This window comes from Paenibacillus sp. J22R3, assembly GCF_056269305.1.
The window spans coordinates 77,830-95,984 of record NZ_JBWDNS010000002.1 but is presented as its reverse complement, the minus strand read 5'-3'; the positions used below and the strand labels follow the sequence as shown (position 1 = coordinate 95,984).

General features: G+C 48.9%; 14 protein-coding genes. 2 read left to right on the top strand and 12 right to left on the bottom strand.

Annotation, left to right across the window (positions count from 1 at the left end):
- Positions 1–221 precede the first annotated feature (221 nt).
- From AC0YN4_RS08765 to AC0YN4_RS08750, 4 genes are all read right to left on the bottom strand, one after another.
- Entirely contained in the window at positions 222–1,106 is an 885-nt protein-coding gene (locus tag AC0YN4_RS08765; RefSeq protein WP_475781095.1) for a hypothetical protein, read from the bottom strand.
- 207 nt (positions 1,107–1,313) lie between these two features.
- Positions 1,314–1,571, bottom strand: coding sequence for a hypothetical protein (locus tag AC0YN4_RS08760; RefSeq protein WP_475781094.1), 258 nt, complete (start codon positions 1,569–1,571; stop codon positions 1,314–1,316).
- 91 nt (positions 1,572–1,662) lie between these two features.
- Positions 1,663–2,118 (bottom strand): response regulator, encoded by a 456-nt coding sequence (locus tag AC0YN4_RS08755; protein WP_475781093.1) that lies wholly within the window; start codon positions 2,116–2,118, stop codon positions 1,663–1,665.
- Positions 2,119–2,279: 161 nt separating this feature from the next.
- On the bottom strand, positions 2,280–3,116 hold the full coding sequence (locus AC0YN4_RS08750) for a phytanoyl-CoA dioxygenase family protein (protein ID WP_475781092.1): 837 nt from the start codon (positions 3,114–3,116) through the stop codon (positions 2,280–2,282).
- Between the two features lie 140 nt (positions 3,117–3,256).
- On the opposite strand from AC0YN4_RS08750, the gene AC0YN4_RS08745 reads away from it, so the two are divergent.
- Complete coding sequence (locus AC0YN4_RS08745) at positions 3,257–4,123, top strand: helix-turn-helix domain-containing protein (RefSeq protein ID WP_475781091.1); 867 nt, start codon at positions 3,257–3,259, stop codon at positions 4,121–4,123.
- 68 nt (positions 4,124–4,191) lie between these two features.
- On the opposite strand, the gene AC0YN4_RS08740 is transcribed toward AC0YN4_RS08745, so the two are convergent.
- The 6 genes from AC0YN4_RS08740 to AC0YN4_RS08715 all read right to left on the bottom strand — a co-directional run bounded on the left by AC0YN4_RS08740 (position 4,192) and on the right by AC0YN4_RS08715 (position 10,862).
- On the bottom strand, positions 4,192–4,923 hold the full coding sequence (locus AC0YN4_RS08740; protein WP_475781090.1) for a sugar isomerase domain-containing protein: 732 nt from the start codon (positions 4,921–4,923) through the stop codon (positions 4,192–4,194).
- 1 nt (position 4,924) lies between these two features.
- Positions 4,925–5,833, bottom strand: coding sequence for an ROK family protein (locus AC0YN4_RS08735; protein ID WP_475781089.1), 909 nt, complete (start codon positions 5,831–5,833; stop codon positions 4,925–4,927).
- Between the two features lie 65 nt (positions 5,834–5,898).
- The gene (locus AC0YN4_RS08730; RefSeq protein WP_475781088.1) at positions 5,899–7,185 is read right to left on the bottom strand and encodes a Gfo/Idh/MocA family protein; all 1,287 of its coding nucleotides are present in this window, start codon (positions 7,183–7,185) and stop codon (positions 5,899–5,901) included.
- Between the two features lie 100 nt (positions 7,186–7,285).
- Positions 7,286–8,926 carry an ABC transporter substrate-binding protein gene (locus AC0YN4_RS08725; protein WP_475835617.1) on the bottom strand — a complete coding sequence of 547 codons (1,641 nt, stop codon included), beginning with the start codon at positions 8,924–8,926 and terminating at the stop codon, positions 7,286–7,288.
- Between the two features lie 69 nt (positions 8,927–8,995).
- On the bottom strand, positions 8,996–9,865 hold the full coding sequence (locus AC0YN4_RS08720; RefSeq protein WP_091212336.1) for a carbohydrate ABC transporter permease: 870 nt from the start codon (positions 9,863–9,865) through the stop codon (positions 8,996–8,998).
- 10 nt (positions 9,866–9,875) lie between these two features.
- The gene (locus tag AC0YN4_RS08715) at positions 9,876–10,862 is read right to left on the bottom strand and encodes an ABC transporter permease (protein WP_475781086.1); all 987 of its coding nucleotides are present in this window, start codon (positions 10,860–10,862) and stop codon (positions 9,876–9,878) included.
- A gap of 258 nt (positions 10,863–11,120) precedes the next feature.
- On the opposite strand from AC0YN4_RS08715, the gene AC0YN4_RS08710 reads away from it, so the two are divergent.
- Positions 11,121–13,442, top strand: coding sequence for a helix-turn-helix domain-containing protein (locus AC0YN4_RS08710; RefSeq protein WP_475781085.1), 2,322 nt, complete (start codon positions 11,121–11,123; stop codon positions 13,440–13,442).
- A gap of 161 nt (positions 13,443–13,603) precedes the next feature.
- Here the strand turns inward: AC0YN4_RS08710 and AC0YN4_RS08705 are convergent, their stop codons facing one another.
- Together AC0YN4_RS08705 and AC0YN4_RS08700 are read right to left on the bottom strand one after the other, a co-directional pair.
- Positions 13,604–16,021: a hypothetical protein gene (locus AC0YN4_RS08705; protein ID WP_475835616.1), complete on the bottom strand. Its 2,418-nt coding sequence runs from the start codon at positions 16,019–16,021 to the stop codon at positions 13,604–13,606.
- 61 nt (positions 16,022–16,082) lie between these two features.
- Positions 16,083–18,155 carry a DUF5054 domain-containing protein gene (locus AC0YN4_RS08700; protein WP_475835615.1) on the bottom strand — a complete coding sequence of 691 codons (2,073 nt, stop codon included), beginning with the start codon at positions 18,153–18,155 and terminating at the stop codon, positions 16,083–16,085.

Below are 18,155 nucleotides of genomic sequence, written 5' to 3'. Positions count from 1 at the left end.
CGGATTTCGGGTCGGTCGGGTCGGTCTTCTTGATTCTAACGAATCGTGAAGGCCTTATTGGGCATGCTTTTGACTCTTCGAGAATCTAACGAATCGTAGGTCTTATATAGGAATAATCGGCTCCAAAATACGCGTAAAACATTAAATAGGGCCGCTACGATTCGTTAGCATTTTTTCAGCGCAATTTCAGGGCAATTAAGACCTGTACGATTCGTTAGAGATTAAGAGCCTTCTCCATGGGCTTGATTGCTTGAAGCAAGAAACGCGTTGACTCCACGAAGATACTCGAATTGGGCGTTTGTGTAATGGGATCCATACCAAAGTCGTTCCAGCGGCGCATCCTCAATTTCCATCGCGCATTTTGCCCAAAACGTTCTCCACCAAAGATCGTGAACCTCCCGAACGGAAGCTATCGATGCTTGATTTGCTCTTGCCACATATTTAATCGCTTCTTTCAAACCGTCATCCGAATCACGATTGGTCCGCGCGGATAAGACAATAACGGCTGGACGTCTCTCCCGTAGAATGAATGCATTGCCTGTATCCGTTAAAGCATGTACCGCTAGGCAGCCTTGAGTAGACCCATTCGGATCCCAACCTGAATATTGCCGGGAAACCCAGTCGACCCGGTTTGCCAGTCCTTGCTGCGTATTTGATTCATGGCAGGATTGCGCCCATAACTTGATGTCAACCGAAACCGGACTACCTTCGCATGAAAGCTCCACGACCAATATATTGTCCATAGCCGCCACCCATGTGCGCATGGTTACAATCGTCGACCCCGAGTTGAAAATCGATAGTATTTCTGACTCGTACAATCGTTGCTCACAGTAGTAAGAGCTGTCTTTCAAGGCAGGAATACAGATATCCATGTCCCCCACCAAACAAGAACTTCCGCCGGGAGTCATTCGTTTCGACTTCAGCAAATCGTTGTGGGATACCCAGAATCGCTGTCGCTCCGGCTCGCCGCTGACAACGACGCGCACATCTCCATTCCCGATGATTGGCCCGTCGACGACGATGTCATCCGGCACTTGCTGCGGAGGTCGGTCAAAAGCAACCTTGTACCGGGATATCTTGTCTTCCGCCTTAAACCAGCTGCACATTGTGATCTGCTCCCCTAACTGTGTACTGTTTCTCTGATGTAATGGAGACTTATTGTCTTAAGATTTTATCTAATTATAGGGATGAAGCGCAGTCCTGTATAATACTTAAATCGTTATATGTTATAGCCTAGAAGGTATGTATTTTCGTCCGTTATAATCGTCGGTGATCATCATTGAAAAAAGCACCGTCCCGATGGGACAGTGCCTTTAAAGCTGTGATTCATATTGTAATTTATAAACTAATTCCTCGACCCATTTCTCATCTTTTAAATCCAATGCCAAGTCAATCAAGAACAGCAAACTACCTTTGTAGGGCAGCACTTCAAAGCCATCTTCATTTGAAACGATAATTTTATCCGACTTAGCGTTTTCAAACACATAGCAAGGCAGCTGAAAGTAATACTCCACACCTTTAAATACAGCGATTTCCCCATTGTAAATGTGGTTAGGGAAATCACTTTGCACAAATCCCCTGTTTGTAAATGGATATACCAGTTAATAAGCACCCTGACCAACTGCCCCCATGAGTAGTATTCAATCCATAACGTTCGCTTAATTATAGATCAAAAATCCCATCTGAATGATACGATTGATTATTATTTGAGCTTAAAATCACCCGCCGCAGCACACATAATAGCCTAATGGGCTCGATTGGTTTCGATAGATAAGCATCCATCTCCATATTCTCCGTCTGTTTATCTTTTCCTCTTATTGAATTCGTTGTCATCGCGATAATAGGGACTCGTCGTCCGCTATCCAGTTCTCGTAATTGATGAGCAGCTGTCCCCGCATCCAAGGCGGGGATGTCCATATCCAACAGAATGGCATCATAGCGCTTCTGAAGAGCCATTTCTATAGCCTCAGCTTCACTCTTCGCCAGATCAATCGTCATTTCCATCTCCATTAGGATGGTTTTAGCATGCATATAACTGATTTCGTTATCATGAACGAATAAGATTCGAGCTTGCCTTAGAACATCGAATACTCTTTTAAAAGATAATGTGGTGCTCATATTCATTCCCCTCTTAGCTCTGGTCTCAGATTGGAACTAATTATAGGGAGTAAAAGCAACCATGTATAATACATAAATCGTCATATGATATAGATTCAAAGCTATAGGAAGGAATACAAAAATGCCCCCAATGGACGGGGGCAAATCCTTGCATGGGTTGTTTAAGCTTTACTGTAAACGACCGGGAACATATCCCCTTGCACGATGTCTCCGTCCTTGCCGCCGGCGGCGATGAATTTCTTGATTTCTGAGTATTCATCGGCGAATCCCGCCCGATAGCGCGTCTCTGCCGTAAGATAATGAAGCGCCGACGAACGGCGTACGCGGTCGGATATGTTAGGTCCGCTTCCGTGAATCGTCAGGCTATGATGGAAGCTTATTTGGCCGGCTTTCATGATAATCGGTACGGTTCGAGCAATTTGCCCTTCCGGCGCCATATCCTGCAGCTGCTTTTGCATGTTTTGCTCGTAAAAATCGTTTCCGTTCAAAATCCCCCAATAGTGGCTGCCCGGCACCATTTGCATGCAGCCGTTCTCCTCGTCAACATCATCGTAGGCTACCCAAGCCGTGATCATCGTTTCCGGATTTTGAAAGCAGCCCCAGTAATGATAATCCTGATGCCAGCCGACGTTCGCCGCGTTTCCGCTGGATTGCGCCGGTTTAAGCAACAGTTGATCCTCCCAGAAACGAATCGTATTCGTTCCTTTCAGAGCTGCGGCAATTTGTCCGATTTGCGAGTCATGGGCTAACGCACGGATCGTCAAGTCGGCCAAGCTCGCATTGTCGGTCTTGCGAAGGGAGTTGGGACGACTTGTCTCGCGGCGCCAGATGGCATCGGGCGCCGTCCCGGTTTCGAATTCCCCCTGATACACCCGCTCCATTCTATCGCGCAGTCTCTCCAATCGCTCATCATCGATGATCTTCGGCGAGATCCAATATCCATTTGTCTTGAAGAAATCTACATCTTCCTGCGTTGGGATGAAATTCGTATCCGGCATTCTTATTTGCCCTCCTAGAATTGAAATCGCTTCCTTGGATTCATTATGTCTGAAAGAGGACTTTCCGTCTTTAGCTAGAAGTATGATATTGATCCGTTTGTACGATTTATAACAAATAAAAGTTGAACAGGATGAATGAAATGACAACTATTTATCCTTTTGTACGATTCGCCATTCGAGTACCGATACGGCCGGAAACTAGGTTTCCTTACCGGATCTGTTATGTCCCTTCCCTTTATTTTATCGAATCCGGCAGTGCCCGCGTGCTTTACGAGGATGGCACATTTATCCGGTTGCCGCCCGGCACGCTGTTCTCATTAAAGCCGGGTATTTCGCATACGTGGGAAGTCGATCCGGACAGTACTCCTTTTGCATTCCTGTGCGTGTTCTTCGAATGGTCGTATCGGCCAAAGCCGCTGGCTATGGTTACCGGAGACCTTTTGTGCCTGAGTGCTGAGAAACACGATCCCGATATGCTTGACGAGCCGCTTGACATGGATATTCCCGAATGTCTCACAGCGGATGCGCATGGCTACTGGAAAGGACTGTTTGAAGCCGTATCCACCGATTACAAAGTCCTCCATCACGAGAATTACCCGGAGAGTCTCGCCATAAACGGCCATTTTCAATTGCTGCTTCATCAGCTCTATCAGCTCGCACGGCGCAAGAACGATGCAACCGATCCGCGTATCGCAAAGATTAAGGCATACATGGACATGAATGCCGGGGGAGAATACGGCGATATCGACCTGTGGGCAGAGACGCTCGGACTGAGCCGCGGCCACTTCCATGCGTTATTCAGCACCCACACCGGCTTTACGCCGAAGCGGTATTGGAACCGGCGGCGCATCGATAAAGCCCGGAACGACCTTAGTGGTACAAACGATTCCGTCACTGTGATCGCGGAACGATACGGTTTTTCTTCCGTTCACGCCTTCACCAAGCTGTTCCGGCAGACCGTTGGCATCTCTCCAACGGATTATCGAAAGCAAAGTCGCTTGATTTAAAAGCAAGGAGCCCTCAAAATGAGGGCTCCCGTAAGGAAAGGGTTGTAATTTCCAAAAAGCACCGCACATTAAAGATAACGTATCCGACTCCGGTAGCGATCAATGAGCTTCTGGTTGTGCCCATCGCCCCCATCCCGATTGGCACTTATTAATACCGGCGGCTTATATCCGCTCGTTTGCAGCTCCTCAACAATGGCCACAGTAAGCGCTTGGATGAGCGCTATGCCGCCGATCGTCGATGTCGCTCCCATCTTTTGTCCGCTGTCATCGTATGACAATACGGCATCTCCATATACGCCGCAATTGTCAAGCACGATGTCGGCGACTTCATGTAGTTTCATGCCGCTCTCATGGCGTGATGCCGTCTTCACCGAGTGGTCCATGTTGGTCAACGCGACGACGTACAATCCTCGCTGCTTGCAAGCAAGAGCCACTTCAATCGGAACAGCGTTTATGCCGGAATTGGATACGACGACGATGACTTCTCCAGGGCGTAGATCATAACCGGTCAGCAGCACCTCGGCGTAGCCCGGCAGCCTTTCCAATAAAGTAGCTCTTCCGATATTCAGCTCCATTAGGGATGGCTCCAGCATCGCATTCACACAGGCGAGACCACCGGCACGATGAAAGACATCCTCCGCGATCATATGGGAGTGTCCGCTCCCAAACACGTGCATGATTCCGCCCGCTGCGATCGAATCCGCGATTTTACCTGCGATTTCCGTTATCTTCCCTCGTTGAGTTTCGAGAATGTGATTGAGTTGCTCTTGTACGATTTGGATATATTGATCCAGTAACATCTCAGTTCACCTCGTTTTCAGGACTCAGCAGCAGCGCAGCAGCGCCTATAATACCGGCAGTTGTCGGAAATGCAGCTTGCGCGATATGAACATGCAGCGTATTCGAGGACGGTATCCGTTCCATGACTGTCTTCCTCACCGGATCGAGCAGCATCCTGTCCGCTTGGCTGAAGCCTCCGCCAATGATGACGTTTCCTACACCGAAAAGCTGCATGCAATTCACCAAACTGGTTCCGAGCAATTCGCCGGCATCCTGAAATAGCTTCTTGGCATATAAATCACCATGATGAGCCGCCTTATAGACTTGATAGGCGTCCAAGCCGGTTTGTTCTTTCATTGCCGCTCCGGATACGTAGGTTTCCAAGCAGCCCCGATTTCCGCATTTGCACAGTTTACCGTCCGGGATGATGCTCGTATGGCCAATATTGAGAATCGGCCCCCGTCCACCTTCAAACATACGTTGTTTGAGAATCAAGCTAGCCCCAACGCCTGTTCCCACACATAGATAAAGAAAGCTGTCCAAGCCGGTCCCGGCACCAAACCATTTTTCCCCTTGAGCGCCCGCAACCGCATCGCAAGTCAGTCGTGCAGGCATCTGAAGCTTTTCCTGCATAATTGCCACGAGCGGAACCTGCTGCCAGCCCAGATTCACGGCATCATTCACGATGCCTCGGCCCGGATCCACGATTCCTGGAGAAGCGATTCCCACACCTGCCAATCGATCCTTTTCCGTCCCCAGCATCAAGATAAAATTAGCGACCTGTTGACTAATGAAAGCAGTATCCGCCTTATTATCCTCGCCTCGAGGCAAGGGAATCGAATGATCAGCGATGATTTGTCCTCGGCTGCTTACAAGCCCCATCTTCAAATTGGTTCCGCCGATATCGACACCGATGGCCATTCTGTCCATTTGTTGCCTCCCTCTTGTTCCCCTTGGGCGTAACAGCAGTTCCGAAGGCATCTCTACGGCACGCGTCAAACTTTTGTTACTGCCAACGATTTCAACTCCGCGATATAGTCGCGCATCGATATCGTACTGCCTTCAATCCTCGATTTCTCCGCGGCGAAGGCGATCAGATGGCTTTGCACGGATTCCTTCGCACCCGTGCGTCCTTTCTCCTTGCCGTCGCTTTGAACGAGTCGGACGAAATCGCGCATAATGTTCGTGTCTCCCCCGCCATGCCCCGTGATTTCGGTATCAAGGAGAATGGTTTCCGTCTCCCGGGTTACGAAGCTCGTCACTTCGATGACGTTCTTCTCCATGTCCGCCCGAATTTGGCCAAGCGTCCCCATCAGCTTCACCGAACGGCCTCCTTCGAACGTAAAGGCACTCATGGTGAACGCGACTGTTACGCCGCTGGCAAACTCCAGGTTTACGACTTGATGGTCGACCACATTATTATCGCAATGGTAGACGCATCGGCCGTAAGGACCCTCCTTTAAAGCTTCGAGTACGCCTTCGTCACTCGTATCGTTGCTGACGATAGAACGCAGAATTGCGGCGGCCCAGTCATCCCTTTCAATGTACATTTTAGGTGCGTAATAGGGGCAGGAATCTTGTACGGGACAACCGTCCAAGCAGCGTAACGGCGCGCCTTCAGGCGCATTCTCTTCGCGGAAATAGGTTAACGAGCCGAAGGAAGACACTTTGGCGCATTCCTCGTCGACCAACCATTGCAAGATGTCCATATCGTGGCAGCTTTTTGCTAATATCATCGGGCTGGAAACGTCGGAGTTGCTCCAATTTCCTCTTACGAAGCTGTGTGCTTGATGCCGGTGTTCGACGTTTTCAGTGTGCTGGATCGAGACAAGCTTGCCAATCCGGCCGTCTGAAATGAGCTTCTTGATCTCCGCGAAAAAGTCCGTATACCGGAGCACGTGGCAAATCGATAACACCCTGTTATACTGTTCGGCATACTCGCCCATAATGAAGCACTCCAGCGGGTCCGGCGACATCGGCTTTTCCAGCAGGACATGGTATCCCTTCTCAAGTGCCTGAAGCGTAGGCTCGAAGTGCATTTTGTCTTGCGTGCAAATCAGAATGGCGTCCGCGAGTCGAGGTCCCGCGAGCAGCTCTTCCCAACTCGAGTAACAGCTTTGTTCCGGGAGGTTATGCTCTTGCCGGAAACGCTCCCGTCGCCCGGTATCCGCGTCCGCGACGGCAACGAACTTTATTTCCTCAGAATGACTCAATGCGTAGGGAGCATATGCTCCTGCTCCTCTTTGTCCGGCTCCGATCAAAACCGCTGTAATTGGTTTCATTGAAAATCCCTCTCCTCCATGCTGCGCGATTGCTGCCACCTTATTCGTTAAAGAAAGGGAACTTCCCGAGCGGAAGCTCCCTTTCTCCGTCCTATTTCACTTACTTATTAGCCGCTTTCCATTCGTCCAATTGCTTCTGCTTCTCGGCAATGATTTTGTCCGCGCCGGCGCCTTTGAGCTTATCGATGAACTTAGGCAAATATTTGTCCGGATCAACGGAGCCCGAAGACAAGGCTTTGTACATTTCTTCGATGACCGCGTCGACGTTGGCTTTCTCGGACTTGACCGGCGTGAAGTCGAACACGAAGCCCAATGCGTTGGAAGGAGTCGCATTCTTGTTCAGATTAATCCACAATTGATTGCCTTTATCGTCTTTAATAGCTTCAGGCTTATCGGTCGACAGGTAGTAGGCGTTGCCCATATAGCCGAACTCCCAACCGGCCCACAGCAGGTAGCCGCTGTCTTTCGCCAATTCGATTTGGTTGTCGCCGATTTTCTTGTAATGCTTGCCTTCTACGCCCCAGTCCATGACGTTATAGATTTCTTTGTCGGTGTTCAGAAGATTGATGAACATCATCGCTCTTTCTTTGTTTTTGGACGTCACGGAAATAGCCGTATTGGTCGCAGCCGCTTTATCCGTCGTAAGCAACGGTTGCACGAATTTGAAGTCGTAGGATTCGGCTGCCGGATTTTGAATGGACATTCTTCCCGCAGGCATGGATCCGTAAGCGTCTTGGAAGTCGATAGAATCCAGATCGATCTGACCGATCTGCAAGGCGACTTTGCCGGCCTTAAGGTCCGCGTTTGCGTCCCTCGTCGCCGCGTCTTTCATGATATAACCCTTCTTAAACCAATCGCGCATCAACGTGACGTACGATTTGAACTCCGGCGTATCGTACTGGTTAACAACCTTCATGCTGCCATCGTTCAAATAAATGTAGCCTGGCGTTTTCGCATCGCCGAGCGCTTCCATGCCGAAGATCGGAGGCCCTGTCATGAAAGCGTCTGACCAGTTCCAAGGGATTTGATCGGGTTCGTTTTTCTTGATGGTGTCAAGAAACGGAGTCAAATCAGATAGGCTCTTCACAGACTTCCAATCGAGGTTATACTTGTCCGCAAGCGATTTTTTAATTTGATAACCGTATCCGGCAGTTGCTTGTTGGAAGTTCGGCACAGCGTACACTTCGCCTTTGACAGTGACCGCTTTCCAGAAAATATCCGGCACGACTGTTCTAAGATCCGGCGCATATTGATCGATGAGATCATTCATCGGAACGAACGCGTTCTTGGCGACGTTCTGGAAGTAGTTGTTGCTCCATGTGGCGGTAAAGGCAAGGTCGTACGGTTCGCCGGACGCCATCATGACGTTCATTTTCTCGTCGTACGCAGCCCAATCGATGAGTTTAAGATGAATCGTTGCGTTAATCTTTGGCTTCACGAGGCGGTTCAGTTCATCTTCTACCAATTGAATATCCTTCTGAGGCGTATTCGGGAAATAATAAGTCAGCTCGATGGGCTCCAGCTCTTTCGCCGGTTCCGTCGTTGTGTTCTCGGAAGTCGTTGTGTTCTCGGAAGTCGACGTGGAATCCGAAGCTGCCGGCTCCGCGGCATTTTCACTTGTGTTCGTGCTAGCGCCTTGGTTCGTCGAATTACCGCCATTGCTGCCGCATCCGGTAAGTACAATAGCGAGGGATACAAGCGACGTTAGAACTGTTCCTGCCACTTTCTTCTTAATCGTCATTGCTGATCTGACCTCCATTTTTTTATATGTTTTATGCTAAACGAGCGTATTGCCCGGCATAGCCATGCTTTAGGCTTTAACGGCGCCCAGCGTCAACCCTTTGACGAAATATCTCTGCAATAAGGGGTATGCCACTACGATAGGTCCTACTGCCATGATGCATGTGGCCATCCTGGCCGTCTCGCTCGGTATCGTGACTGCCATTTTCTCTCCGAACGCGGTTCCTTGCAAATATGCGATATTATTCATGATGGACTGAAGGAGGTACTGGAGCGAATACAGCCTGCCATCCTCAATGAAGAGGGCGCTCGTAAACCAATCATTCCAGAAAAACACCGCAGTCATAAGCCCGATGGTAGCGAATACAGGCGTCGATAAGGGGACGACCATCTTGATGAACGTGTTAAACTCGCCCGACCCGTCAATCCTAGCTGACTCTATGATCGAATCCGGAATCCCGATGAAGAAATTTCGCATGATGAGCACGTTTATCGAAGAGACGAGATACGGGACGAATAACACGAACAACGTGTTTTTGAGATGAAGGTACTTCGTGATTAGGATGTACCAGGGCACAAGTCCGCCGCTAAACAGCATGCAGAACACCACAAGAAAAGCGACGATATGCCGATACTTGACTTCTTTTCTCGAGAGTCCGTAAGCAAGCATGGACGAGAGGATCAGATGCAGAATCGTTCCCGCCAAAGTAGCGATCGTCGTGACCCCATACGCCTGCAAGATGGGCGATGAGCCGAATAGGATATATTCATAAGCTTGGAAGCTGAAATCCACCGGAAGAATGTGATAGCCGGTCCTAAAGATGGACTCTTCATCAGACAACGAGATGGAAAGAACGACAAGCAACGGAATGACGCACAAGGCGGAGTAGATCAGAAAAATCGTGTTTACGGATAATTTAAATAGAATGGGCTGCTTCATCTTTAGCCTCCTAGAACAAAGCGCTGTCGCGGTCGTATTTTCGAATGATCCAGTTCGACACGATAATGAGCACGAATCCGACGCAATTCTGATAGAATCCGATCGCGGAGGACATGCCGAAGTCGTTCATCCCTCGCAAAGCTCGATAGACGTAAGTGTCGATGACATTGGTTGCGCTGAACAAGATCCCCTGGTCCTTCGGAAGGGTATAGAACATTCCCCAATCCCCAAAAGCCGCATAGAAGATTTTCCCCGCCTGCAGAAGCACCAAAATAATCGTAATCGGAGTCAGCATAGGTACCGTAATTTTAATGGCTTGCTGGAATCTGCTCGCACCATCGATCTTCGCGGCCTCATAATACTCCGGGGAGATTGTCGTAATGCCGGCTGCGAAGAAAACCGCGAAGTACCCTACATTCTTCCAAATATAAGCGGCCGGCAAAATAAACCTCCAATACGACGGTTCAAAATACCAATCGATCGGTTCCCCATGAAAGTAAACGATCATCTTATTAAGAATTCCGTTATCCGTGCTCAGAAACGCATACAGTAAATAGCTGCCGACTACCCAGGATAAGAAGAAGGGCAGCAGGATCGCGCTTTTGTACGCGCCGGCAAAATGACGATTGCCGATTTCGTTAAGCAGAATCGCGGCCACCAACCCGAGGCCAATCCCCGTTACGAGGAAAATCCCATTATAGAAGAGCGTGTTAAACGTCACTTGAAAAAACGCGTCCGATTGGAAAAAAAACTTGAAATTGCTTAACCCGACCCACTTGCTGCCCCATATTCCTTTGATCGGATCGAATTCTTTAAACGCGATCACGGCTCCGAACATCGGGAGGTAGAAGAAAAGAATAATAAACAGTAACCCCGGAAGCATCATGGCATAAATCGTTTTGTTTTTGACGAGCTCACCAATGACCGGCCATCGATTCAGACTTATTCTATTGGTTTTTGTTTTTGGCGGCTGCAAGGCCTTCACAACTCTTTCCATCGCCATTTCTCCTCCGTTTCCATTTCGTAACCCGATCATAATTCTTGCCGCTGCTATTGAAAACAATGAATAATGATCAAATCAACGATTTTTTAATGTGAGACACCGTCAAATGCCGCCCGTGTGAACTACAAAAAATAGGTTTTTCTCTAAATAAACAAGAAACGGAGCGAAATCAAAGCGCAAGCCTGTTTCGGCCACCACGATTTTGATACAATTTAGAAAGCGTTTACTTTAGGCAAAGGTGGCCCTGACTGCATGTACAAAAAATTACTTCTCACCTTCGTTGCCAGCATCACGTCGCTGATCTTGGTGCTATCATCCTTGCTCTATTACAACTACAATTCTTCTATCGTAAGCACCGTAAAAGGAATGAATGAAAACCTCTTATCGAATATCAGCTACAGCTCCGTCTATATGGATACGATTTCGAAGAAGTTTTGCCAATCGTTGATGCTGAACAATGCCATCAAAGCTTTCGCTTACAGCAACGACGATCAGGACGAAGACTTCTTAAACATACTGGGTGCCATCCGCACGTTGAAGGAGTTTACGATTCCGAACACCTACATCCACTCGACCTACGTGTATAACCGCAAAATTGATACCGTTATCGATTCAAGCTCCTTCTATAAAGCTTCGAATTTCTATGATAAGGAAATCATTCGACTCATTAACGACGCAGGAACGGTTGCAACGCTTAGCCTGAGTCCAATCCCGAGAAAAGTCGCGTTGCCACGTGGCTCCGAAACGAGAACCGCCAACGTGTACACGTATATTTTGTTCGATAACAACGACTACAAAGGGAATTTCGACAGCGCCATCGTGTTAAACGTGGATGCGGAATGGCTAAGGCTGACCATCTCCTCCCTGAACAAGCTCGGCAACGAAATTATCGTTTTGGACGATCAAGCAGATATCGTCAGCCACTCTTCTTCCGATATGTTCATGAGAAACGTTTCGAATGAGAGCTACCTGCGAGAAGTGTTTACCGCTTCCGCGCCGACGGGAACGTACATCGATCGGATGAATCGGGAGAAACACGTCATCTCCTATGTTTCTTCCGACGTTCTGAAATGGAAATTCATTAGCCTGACGCCATATAACACCGCATTTTCCGCCGCCAAGAAGAACGGCATCATCACCGTTATCTTTTGCTTGATCGTCTTGCTGCTTGGCTTATTGTTTGCCGTACTCGCTTCCAAGAAGCTATACAGGCCGATCGGAGCGCTTACGAAGGGCATCATCCAGAAGCTGGGACCCGATAGCGCGCCTTCCAAAAACATGGACGAAATGGGCTACTTATCCACGGCGTTCACGGGGATGATCGATAAAACGCAAGTACTGGAAAATATGAAGAGAAATACGACGCCCGTCATTAAAAACGAATTTTTGAAAAACGTCGTAACCGGCCGCGCCTACTTGCCGACCGACAAACTGATCGCCAAGCAGCAGGAGCTTCAGATCGATTTGGATTTTCAAAATCGCCTTTACTTGTTTATTCTGAAAATCGACTTCTATAAAGACTACGTAGACCGGAACAGCGATAAAGACCGTTCCCTCTACCAATACGCAATCACGAATATTGCTCGGGAAATTACGGGGGAGCACTTCCGAAATGAAGTCGTCGAGACGGCGCATGATCAGTTCACCATTCTTGCGGACATCGGCGGAGCCGCGGAGCAGCTGCCACAGCTTACGGAAAAGTTCCACGGCATCGTCGGCAAAATCCAAGAGAGTGTCTTGGAGCTTCTAAACCTCTCGCTGACCGGAACGCTCGGTTTCATCATCGAGTCGCCAGATGGCATTAAAAGCGCGTACGACGAAGCGTTCAACTTATCTATGTATCGAATCAAAACGGGTCACTATAGCATCATTTCGCCGGAGACATTAAAGGAAACGGATTCGGGCTCCTTCATCTTCCCCATGTCCAAAGAGAAGCAGCTTATCGATTCCCTGAAGCTGGGAAGCGGTGAGGCCGCCAAGGATAACTATCGGGAAATCATTAAGGCGATCGAGCATTCTTCCTACGACAATATCTTAACGTCGGTCATTTATTTGTTTTTCTCGATTTACAACTCTCTTAACCGGATCGTCGAAGGCTCGGAATCCAAATTCAACTCGATTTCGATCAGCTTCTTCAACAAAGTATCCGGATTCGAAACATTCGAAGAAATCGAGCGCACGTTCTTCGAATTAATCGACGAGATTATCGTACTGAAGGACAGCGCGAAGGACAGGAAGAAGAACGACATCGTCAACGCCGCCATCGACCACATACACGCCGCCTTTGCAGACAAGAATCTCTCTTTGAACAGCTGCGCCGAATCGCTTTCCTTATCGTCCGTCTATCTCGGGAAGCTGTTCAAGAACGCAACCGGCAGATCCGTGGCCGAGTACATTACGATGGTCCGAATGGAGAAAATCAAAGAGTACCTCGAAAGCAGGAAGGTGCCGATCAACGAAATTCTGGAGAGGTGCGGCGTAGAGAAATCGAACTACTTCTACACCAGCTTCAAAAAATATTTCGGCGTCTCTCTTACCGAATACAGACTGAAAAACGTGAATAACGATCGTTGATCGGCTAGATGCCGACGCATAAACGGAAGCAGCAGTCGTCGTTATTGTGCTATGAAACAAGCAAAGACCACCTCCTCGAGGAGGTGGTCTCGCATGGAGTCCGTTTACTTGCTTCATTATAGTGAGGATAATTATTCCTGTAAAATACCTATACCATCATATTAAATAGATCTCAATCTATCTAAATCATCAAGCTTCCAATCTGTATTTACCGGTTCAGGAGCACTTCGTGTTGATAGCTTAACACTTACGGACGGCTTTGGTTCTCCTTCAAATTTACAGCTAAACGAAATTGTCTGCCCGCCAGCCCGAACGATCGGCGTCTCTGACGAGGCCTGCACGGTTCGCAGTACATTCCAATTCCTGTCCATAATCTGTCCAACTCGGTCTCCGTCACACACCAAATATTCACCGGCGCGCACTTCTGCTTCAAACGTCATGTATTGGCCATTCACGCAGATCGTCGGACGCTTAATGTATCCTTCCTCATTACCGTACGCTGAGAGCACGCGCATGCTGAACCTTAACGGCTGCGCTTCATGGATGTTGAAGAACGGCCAATCAGCGCCGCCTGGCTGACCTGGCTGCAGCTCTTCCGGAATGCATTCGAGCGGTGCAGATAGGCTGATCAAATACAAGCTCCAGCGATCCTCTTCAAGCTTCTCAAGATGCCAGTCGCTTGTCGGATCCTTCATCCTTTCCCGCTGATCCGGAGAGAATGCACCGATCTGCCGCGCTCTCTCCCAGCTGCTTACGTTCTCAAGCAGTTTGTCGCTATTACCATTTCGTCTCAGCACAACCATTTCAGCAGACAACGCGAAACCCGCGTTAAAACCAGCCGCCTTCGACAATACCCATTCGATCTCGTCCGATGTTGTAGCTTCAAACCGATTCGATGCTGAGCGAATTAAAAACCATCCCAGCATCGGAGGGATAAAGTTTCTTTCAAAATAACGCTGGTTGCTAAGCCGCCATTCCAGTTGTCCTTCGCGTGTTGCCACTCCCCATGGTTCGCCCCAATTAAATCTGGTAAAGATGTGCCAAGCGTAATTGGACACGACAATGCTCGCATCGTTGATAACTTCGTTATTCCAGCCGTCATAGCACCGTTTAACGAAACGGTTTACGCCATAATCGTCTTGACCGGTTGCGTAACAGCCTTCCAGTCCATCAAAGGAAATTTGCTTCAAGCCTGTGTTACGGAACAGCTCGCCAATTCGATCGCTGTATTGGTCCTGCAGTTCAACATTCGGAAAAAACACATTATACGGATGATCCCATAAACGGCCAATTTCAGCACCTGCTTCATGCTCGGCAACGATTGTCCCGTTTACGCCTCTCTTAACGTCGAGAAGCTTCCATGGGGCGCTTTCCGATATGGAGCCGTATTCGATGAGCTCATTGCCGATGATTGCCGTTGTGCGATAAAGGTTTACCATAAATGGCTTTGGATTATCAACAATCAGCTCGGCGGTTCCGGTTTCGCTCACGGCTTCCATTAAGCGAGCCGTACCAACGGTTTGCAGCCTCTTATCAGGTACAGGTGTTACATACAAATCATTTAAAGTCGTAAAATTGGAGAGGGTATGGACGCCGACGTGTACACCTGCAGATTCAGCCGCTGCCACGCTCGCTCTAAGTCCTTCATCTCCGTTCGGGAAGCTCTCCGGCTTAAGAACAAAATGTCCCCATGCAGCGAACGGATCAGGATGGTACACGTACTTTAATCCCGCCTGCTTTGTGTACCTAATTGCTTCTGCGGTCGTCTCCTCAGTGAAATCTATGATTAAATACGACTGGGTTGCAGCGGGCGACACTTTCCCCCACGCGCCTTCAATCGTTGGATGCGGCAAATTTTCGCCAAGCTCAACCGCCTCAATCGTTTCAAGAACGTTCTCTGCAGCGCATCCGAACAACGCGACTTTAGATCCTACGATTGCGGCGTCTTCGTTCTCTAACGGAGCTACATCAATATCGTTGATGCCCCATACCGGTCTTGTCCCGCCCTTAGTACGGTTTCTAGCATACGCCTGCAGCAGACTGCCTTCCTTCGTTGGCCACGCCGTGCTAAGCCTATATTCGAACTTCCCGTCCTCATAGAGTCCGTCAGCAAAGGCCAGCGCCTTCAGTTCTGATGGCCATCCGCCTATCGTTTTAGCATTTAATGAAAGGAGACCTATCGCAAATATATGATTATGAACAATCCCAACCGATTCTCCAATGGAACCACTAACTGTGGTTTCGAACGGCCCCCATATTACCGCGTCAATTGCATACTTCTCAATTGCTTCTATTATGCGTGCAACCTCAAATGACGTGTAAAGCTCCTTTGAAACAACGTTAACATCCACCTGTACACCGCTGCTTTCAAAGAAAAGCGATAGCTTGCCCTCTTCATCGTCGTATACAGCACTGCTTGGCCTTTCAATCTCTTCGTTAATTACAATTCGAAGCAGTGGCGAACCCTGATCAGCCACGTCATAAGTTCCGCCATGAGCCGTATCCGAAAGGCGCGTGATATTACCCGCTTCATCTATACAAAAAGATAATGAACCCGCATTAAACTGAGCGCACATCATGAATCCTACTCCTCTCAAAAAGGGCGAAAATTGTTTGTCCAATTTTCGCCCCTTGTTTGTATTATTCGTTTGACTTCAGCGTAAGACGGAATCGGTACTTCATATCATCCTCGAACCACATGACGAAATTTGTGCCCCATGCATTGTTATGCAGATTAAAGTGGAACCCTCCGTCAAGCGGGGCGAAGTTGTTGTCAAACTGAAGGATCCTCTTCTCTCCCGGACAAACGATAGGCGTATCCAACGTTTCGATGACCGCTGTGCCGTCCGCGCCTGCATAGAATAATCCGGACTGAATCCCATGCATATTTCGATTGCCGTTCTTGACTACTGACAGCGGCGAAATGCGACGTCCCAGCTTATCCATTTCCCAAATATTCGGATTGTCGACAAGCGGCGAGAATGAGAACCAACTCGCCTCCGGCAGACGGCTTGCTTGTTTCCCTTGCCATTCCAGCTGGGCCTCAAGAGTAGGAGCGTTGCACTGGAAGGTATACAGAACGTTCAACCGTTGCGGAGCTCCGTGATGCTCGCACACATAGTCCGGCAGCTTTAGTTCGACGCTAACAACATCGCATTCCGGCTTTCTGTGCAGCTCGATCTTCTCGACTCTTGCCTTGAACTGTCTATGCTCCGGCTTAGGATCAACAAACTCAATACCCGGCTTTCCTAAATCCGCTTCAGCCCAGCTGTGATGGAGCGGCAAGTTGGTTACATATTCTTTAAAATATTGATCATAGCTCTCCTTGCTGAACGTTTCATAAATGAAGCTGCCCAGCTGATGCTCTTCATCCGCCCATACCTTCCCTGCTCCATCGATCAAGGAGCAGATGGAGCCCTCGGAAGAGAAAGCAACACGGAATGTTCCCAGCTCATAGGATTCACCGATTCGTATAGGCTCGGCAGTATCGGACACTTGGCGTTCCGAAGTAGGATGAAGCTGCTCAAGCGCACTCACCGCTTCTCTTGCCAAAGCTTCCGGCAGAGCGGCAATAGCCCGGGATAAGTAGTCGCGCTGTTCCTGCCATGAACGCTCCACTTCACTGAAGCGGCGGGTAGGATTCGCTAATTGGCGGAGATAGTCGAACTTCTTCCACTTCGTGTCATCGACCACATCCCGCCCTCTCGCGGCAGCCAGTGAAGATGGCGAATAGCTGCTAAAGTCTACCAGATACACGGACTCATTCAAACCCCACGTATGCTCGGGAATAAGCATTAAATCATCACAAAACCGAGCGTAAGCTTCACTTTGCGGATCCAGATCGCCGGAACTTACCCACTTATCACGCAAACGAAGCAGTTCACGGTAACGGGCGATTTTCCACGGATCAGAGGAAATGCCGTGAATCCAGGAGTCTCCGATCTCCTCCGTAACGACCGGCAAGAGATGCTTGACGGCCTGCAGCTTCTCTGCGTAAGCATCCATTGTCGACGCTACAATGTCAGCGCCCGGATATTCATGCTGAAGCTTCTCATATAACGCCCGTACTTCTTCTATCGTAGGTGGACCATCGTTATCACCTGTATGCGCGAAGTACAGCGCGTCCTCCATCCCGTCCAGATAGAATGGTCTGCCGTAAGCGTCGGCATAATTCACTATGATTTCGGATTCATCCGGTGCGCGCCATACGAACAGCTTGGGAACCGACGGATTTTTACTTACAGGGTTCACGCCAAGGTGTAGATATTGTATGCCTCGATCCGCCATCATCGGGACAATGGCGATCGTATGGCCGGGAACATCCGTCATTTTGGAAGCAATCGTTGTACGTCCGTACTTCTCATCCAGCTCCTTAGCAATGGAAAGCCCATATTCAAACAAACGCTCATCCATGATCTCCGTATGGGTCGTAAACGGCAGGCCATGCCACACGATGCGGCCATCTCGAATACCTTCCTCCATTCGAGCGCGCATGGGCTCGGACGCGTTTTGCAAATACTGCTTAATTAACCAAGAGCCTGTCGTCCATACGAACTTCACGGGTCCATCCTCTTGCGCGAGCTTCTCGGATAGCTCCAACGCTTGCGGGATAAAGCTGTTCATATATCGATCGAATACATCTTGCGCCATATGGGTAAACCCGATATCCAAATGCGTTTTGAAAATAACGTGGACTCTCTTAATCGCGTTCAT

What these genes read in the sequence shown, in the direction of transcription:
- AC0YN4_RS08765 (WP_475781095.1), bottom strand. Translation starts at nt 1,106, where the DNA reads ATGTGCAGCTGGTTTAAGGCGGAAGACAAGATATCCCGGTACAAGGTT.
- AC0YN4_RS08755 (WP_475781093.1), bottom strand. Translation starts at nt 2,118, where the DNA reads ATGAGCACCACATTATCTTTTAAAAGAGTATTCGATGTTCTAAGGCAA.
- AC0YN4_RS08750 (WP_475781092.1), bottom strand. Translation starts at nt 3,116, where the DNA reads ATGCCGGATACGAATTTCATCCCAACGCAGGAAGATGTAGATTTCTTC.
- AC0YN4_RS08745 (WP_475781091.1), top strand. Translation starts at nt 3,257, where the DNA reads ATGACAACTATTTATCCTTTTGTACGATTCGCCATTCGAGTACCGATA.
- AC0YN4_RS08740 (WP_475781090.1), bottom strand. Translation starts at nt 4,923, where the DNA reads ATGTTACTGGATCAATATATCCAAATCGTACAAGAGCAACTCAATCAC.
- AC0YN4_RS08735 (WP_475781089.1), bottom strand. Translation starts at nt 5,833, where the DNA reads ATGGACAGAATGGCCATCGGTGTCGATATCGGCGGAACCAATTTGAAG.
- AC0YN4_RS08730 (WP_475781088.1), bottom strand. Translation starts at nt 7,185, where the DNA reads ATGAAACCAATTACAGCGGTTTTGATCGGAGCCGGACAAAGAGGAGCA.
- AC0YN4_RS08725 (WP_475835617.1), bottom strand. Translation starts at nt 8,926, where the DNA reads ATGACGATTAAGAAGAAAGTGGCAGGAACAGTTCTAACGTCGCTTGTA.
- AC0YN4_RS08720 (WP_091212336.1), bottom strand. Translation starts at nt 9,865, where the DNA reads ATGAAGCAGCCCATTCTATTTAAATTATCCGTAAACACGATTTTTCTG.
- AC0YN4_RS08715 (WP_475781086.1), bottom strand. Translation starts at nt 10,862, where the DNA reads ATGGAAAGAGTTGTGAAGGCCTTGCAGCCGCCAAAAACAAAAACCAAT.
- AC0YN4_RS08710 (WP_475781085.1), top strand. Translation starts at nt 11,121, where the DNA reads ATGTACAAAAAATTACTTCTCACCTTCGTTGCCAGCATCACGTCGCTG.
- AC0YN4_RS08705 (WP_475835616.1), bottom strand. Translation starts at nt 16,021, where the DNA reads ATGATGTGCGCTCAGTTTAATGCGGGTTCATTATCTTTTTGTATAGAT.
- AC0YN4_RS08700 (WP_475835615.1), bottom strand. Translation starts at nt 18,155, where the DNA reads ATGAACGCGATTAAGAGAGTCCACGTTATTTTCAAAACGCATTTGGAT.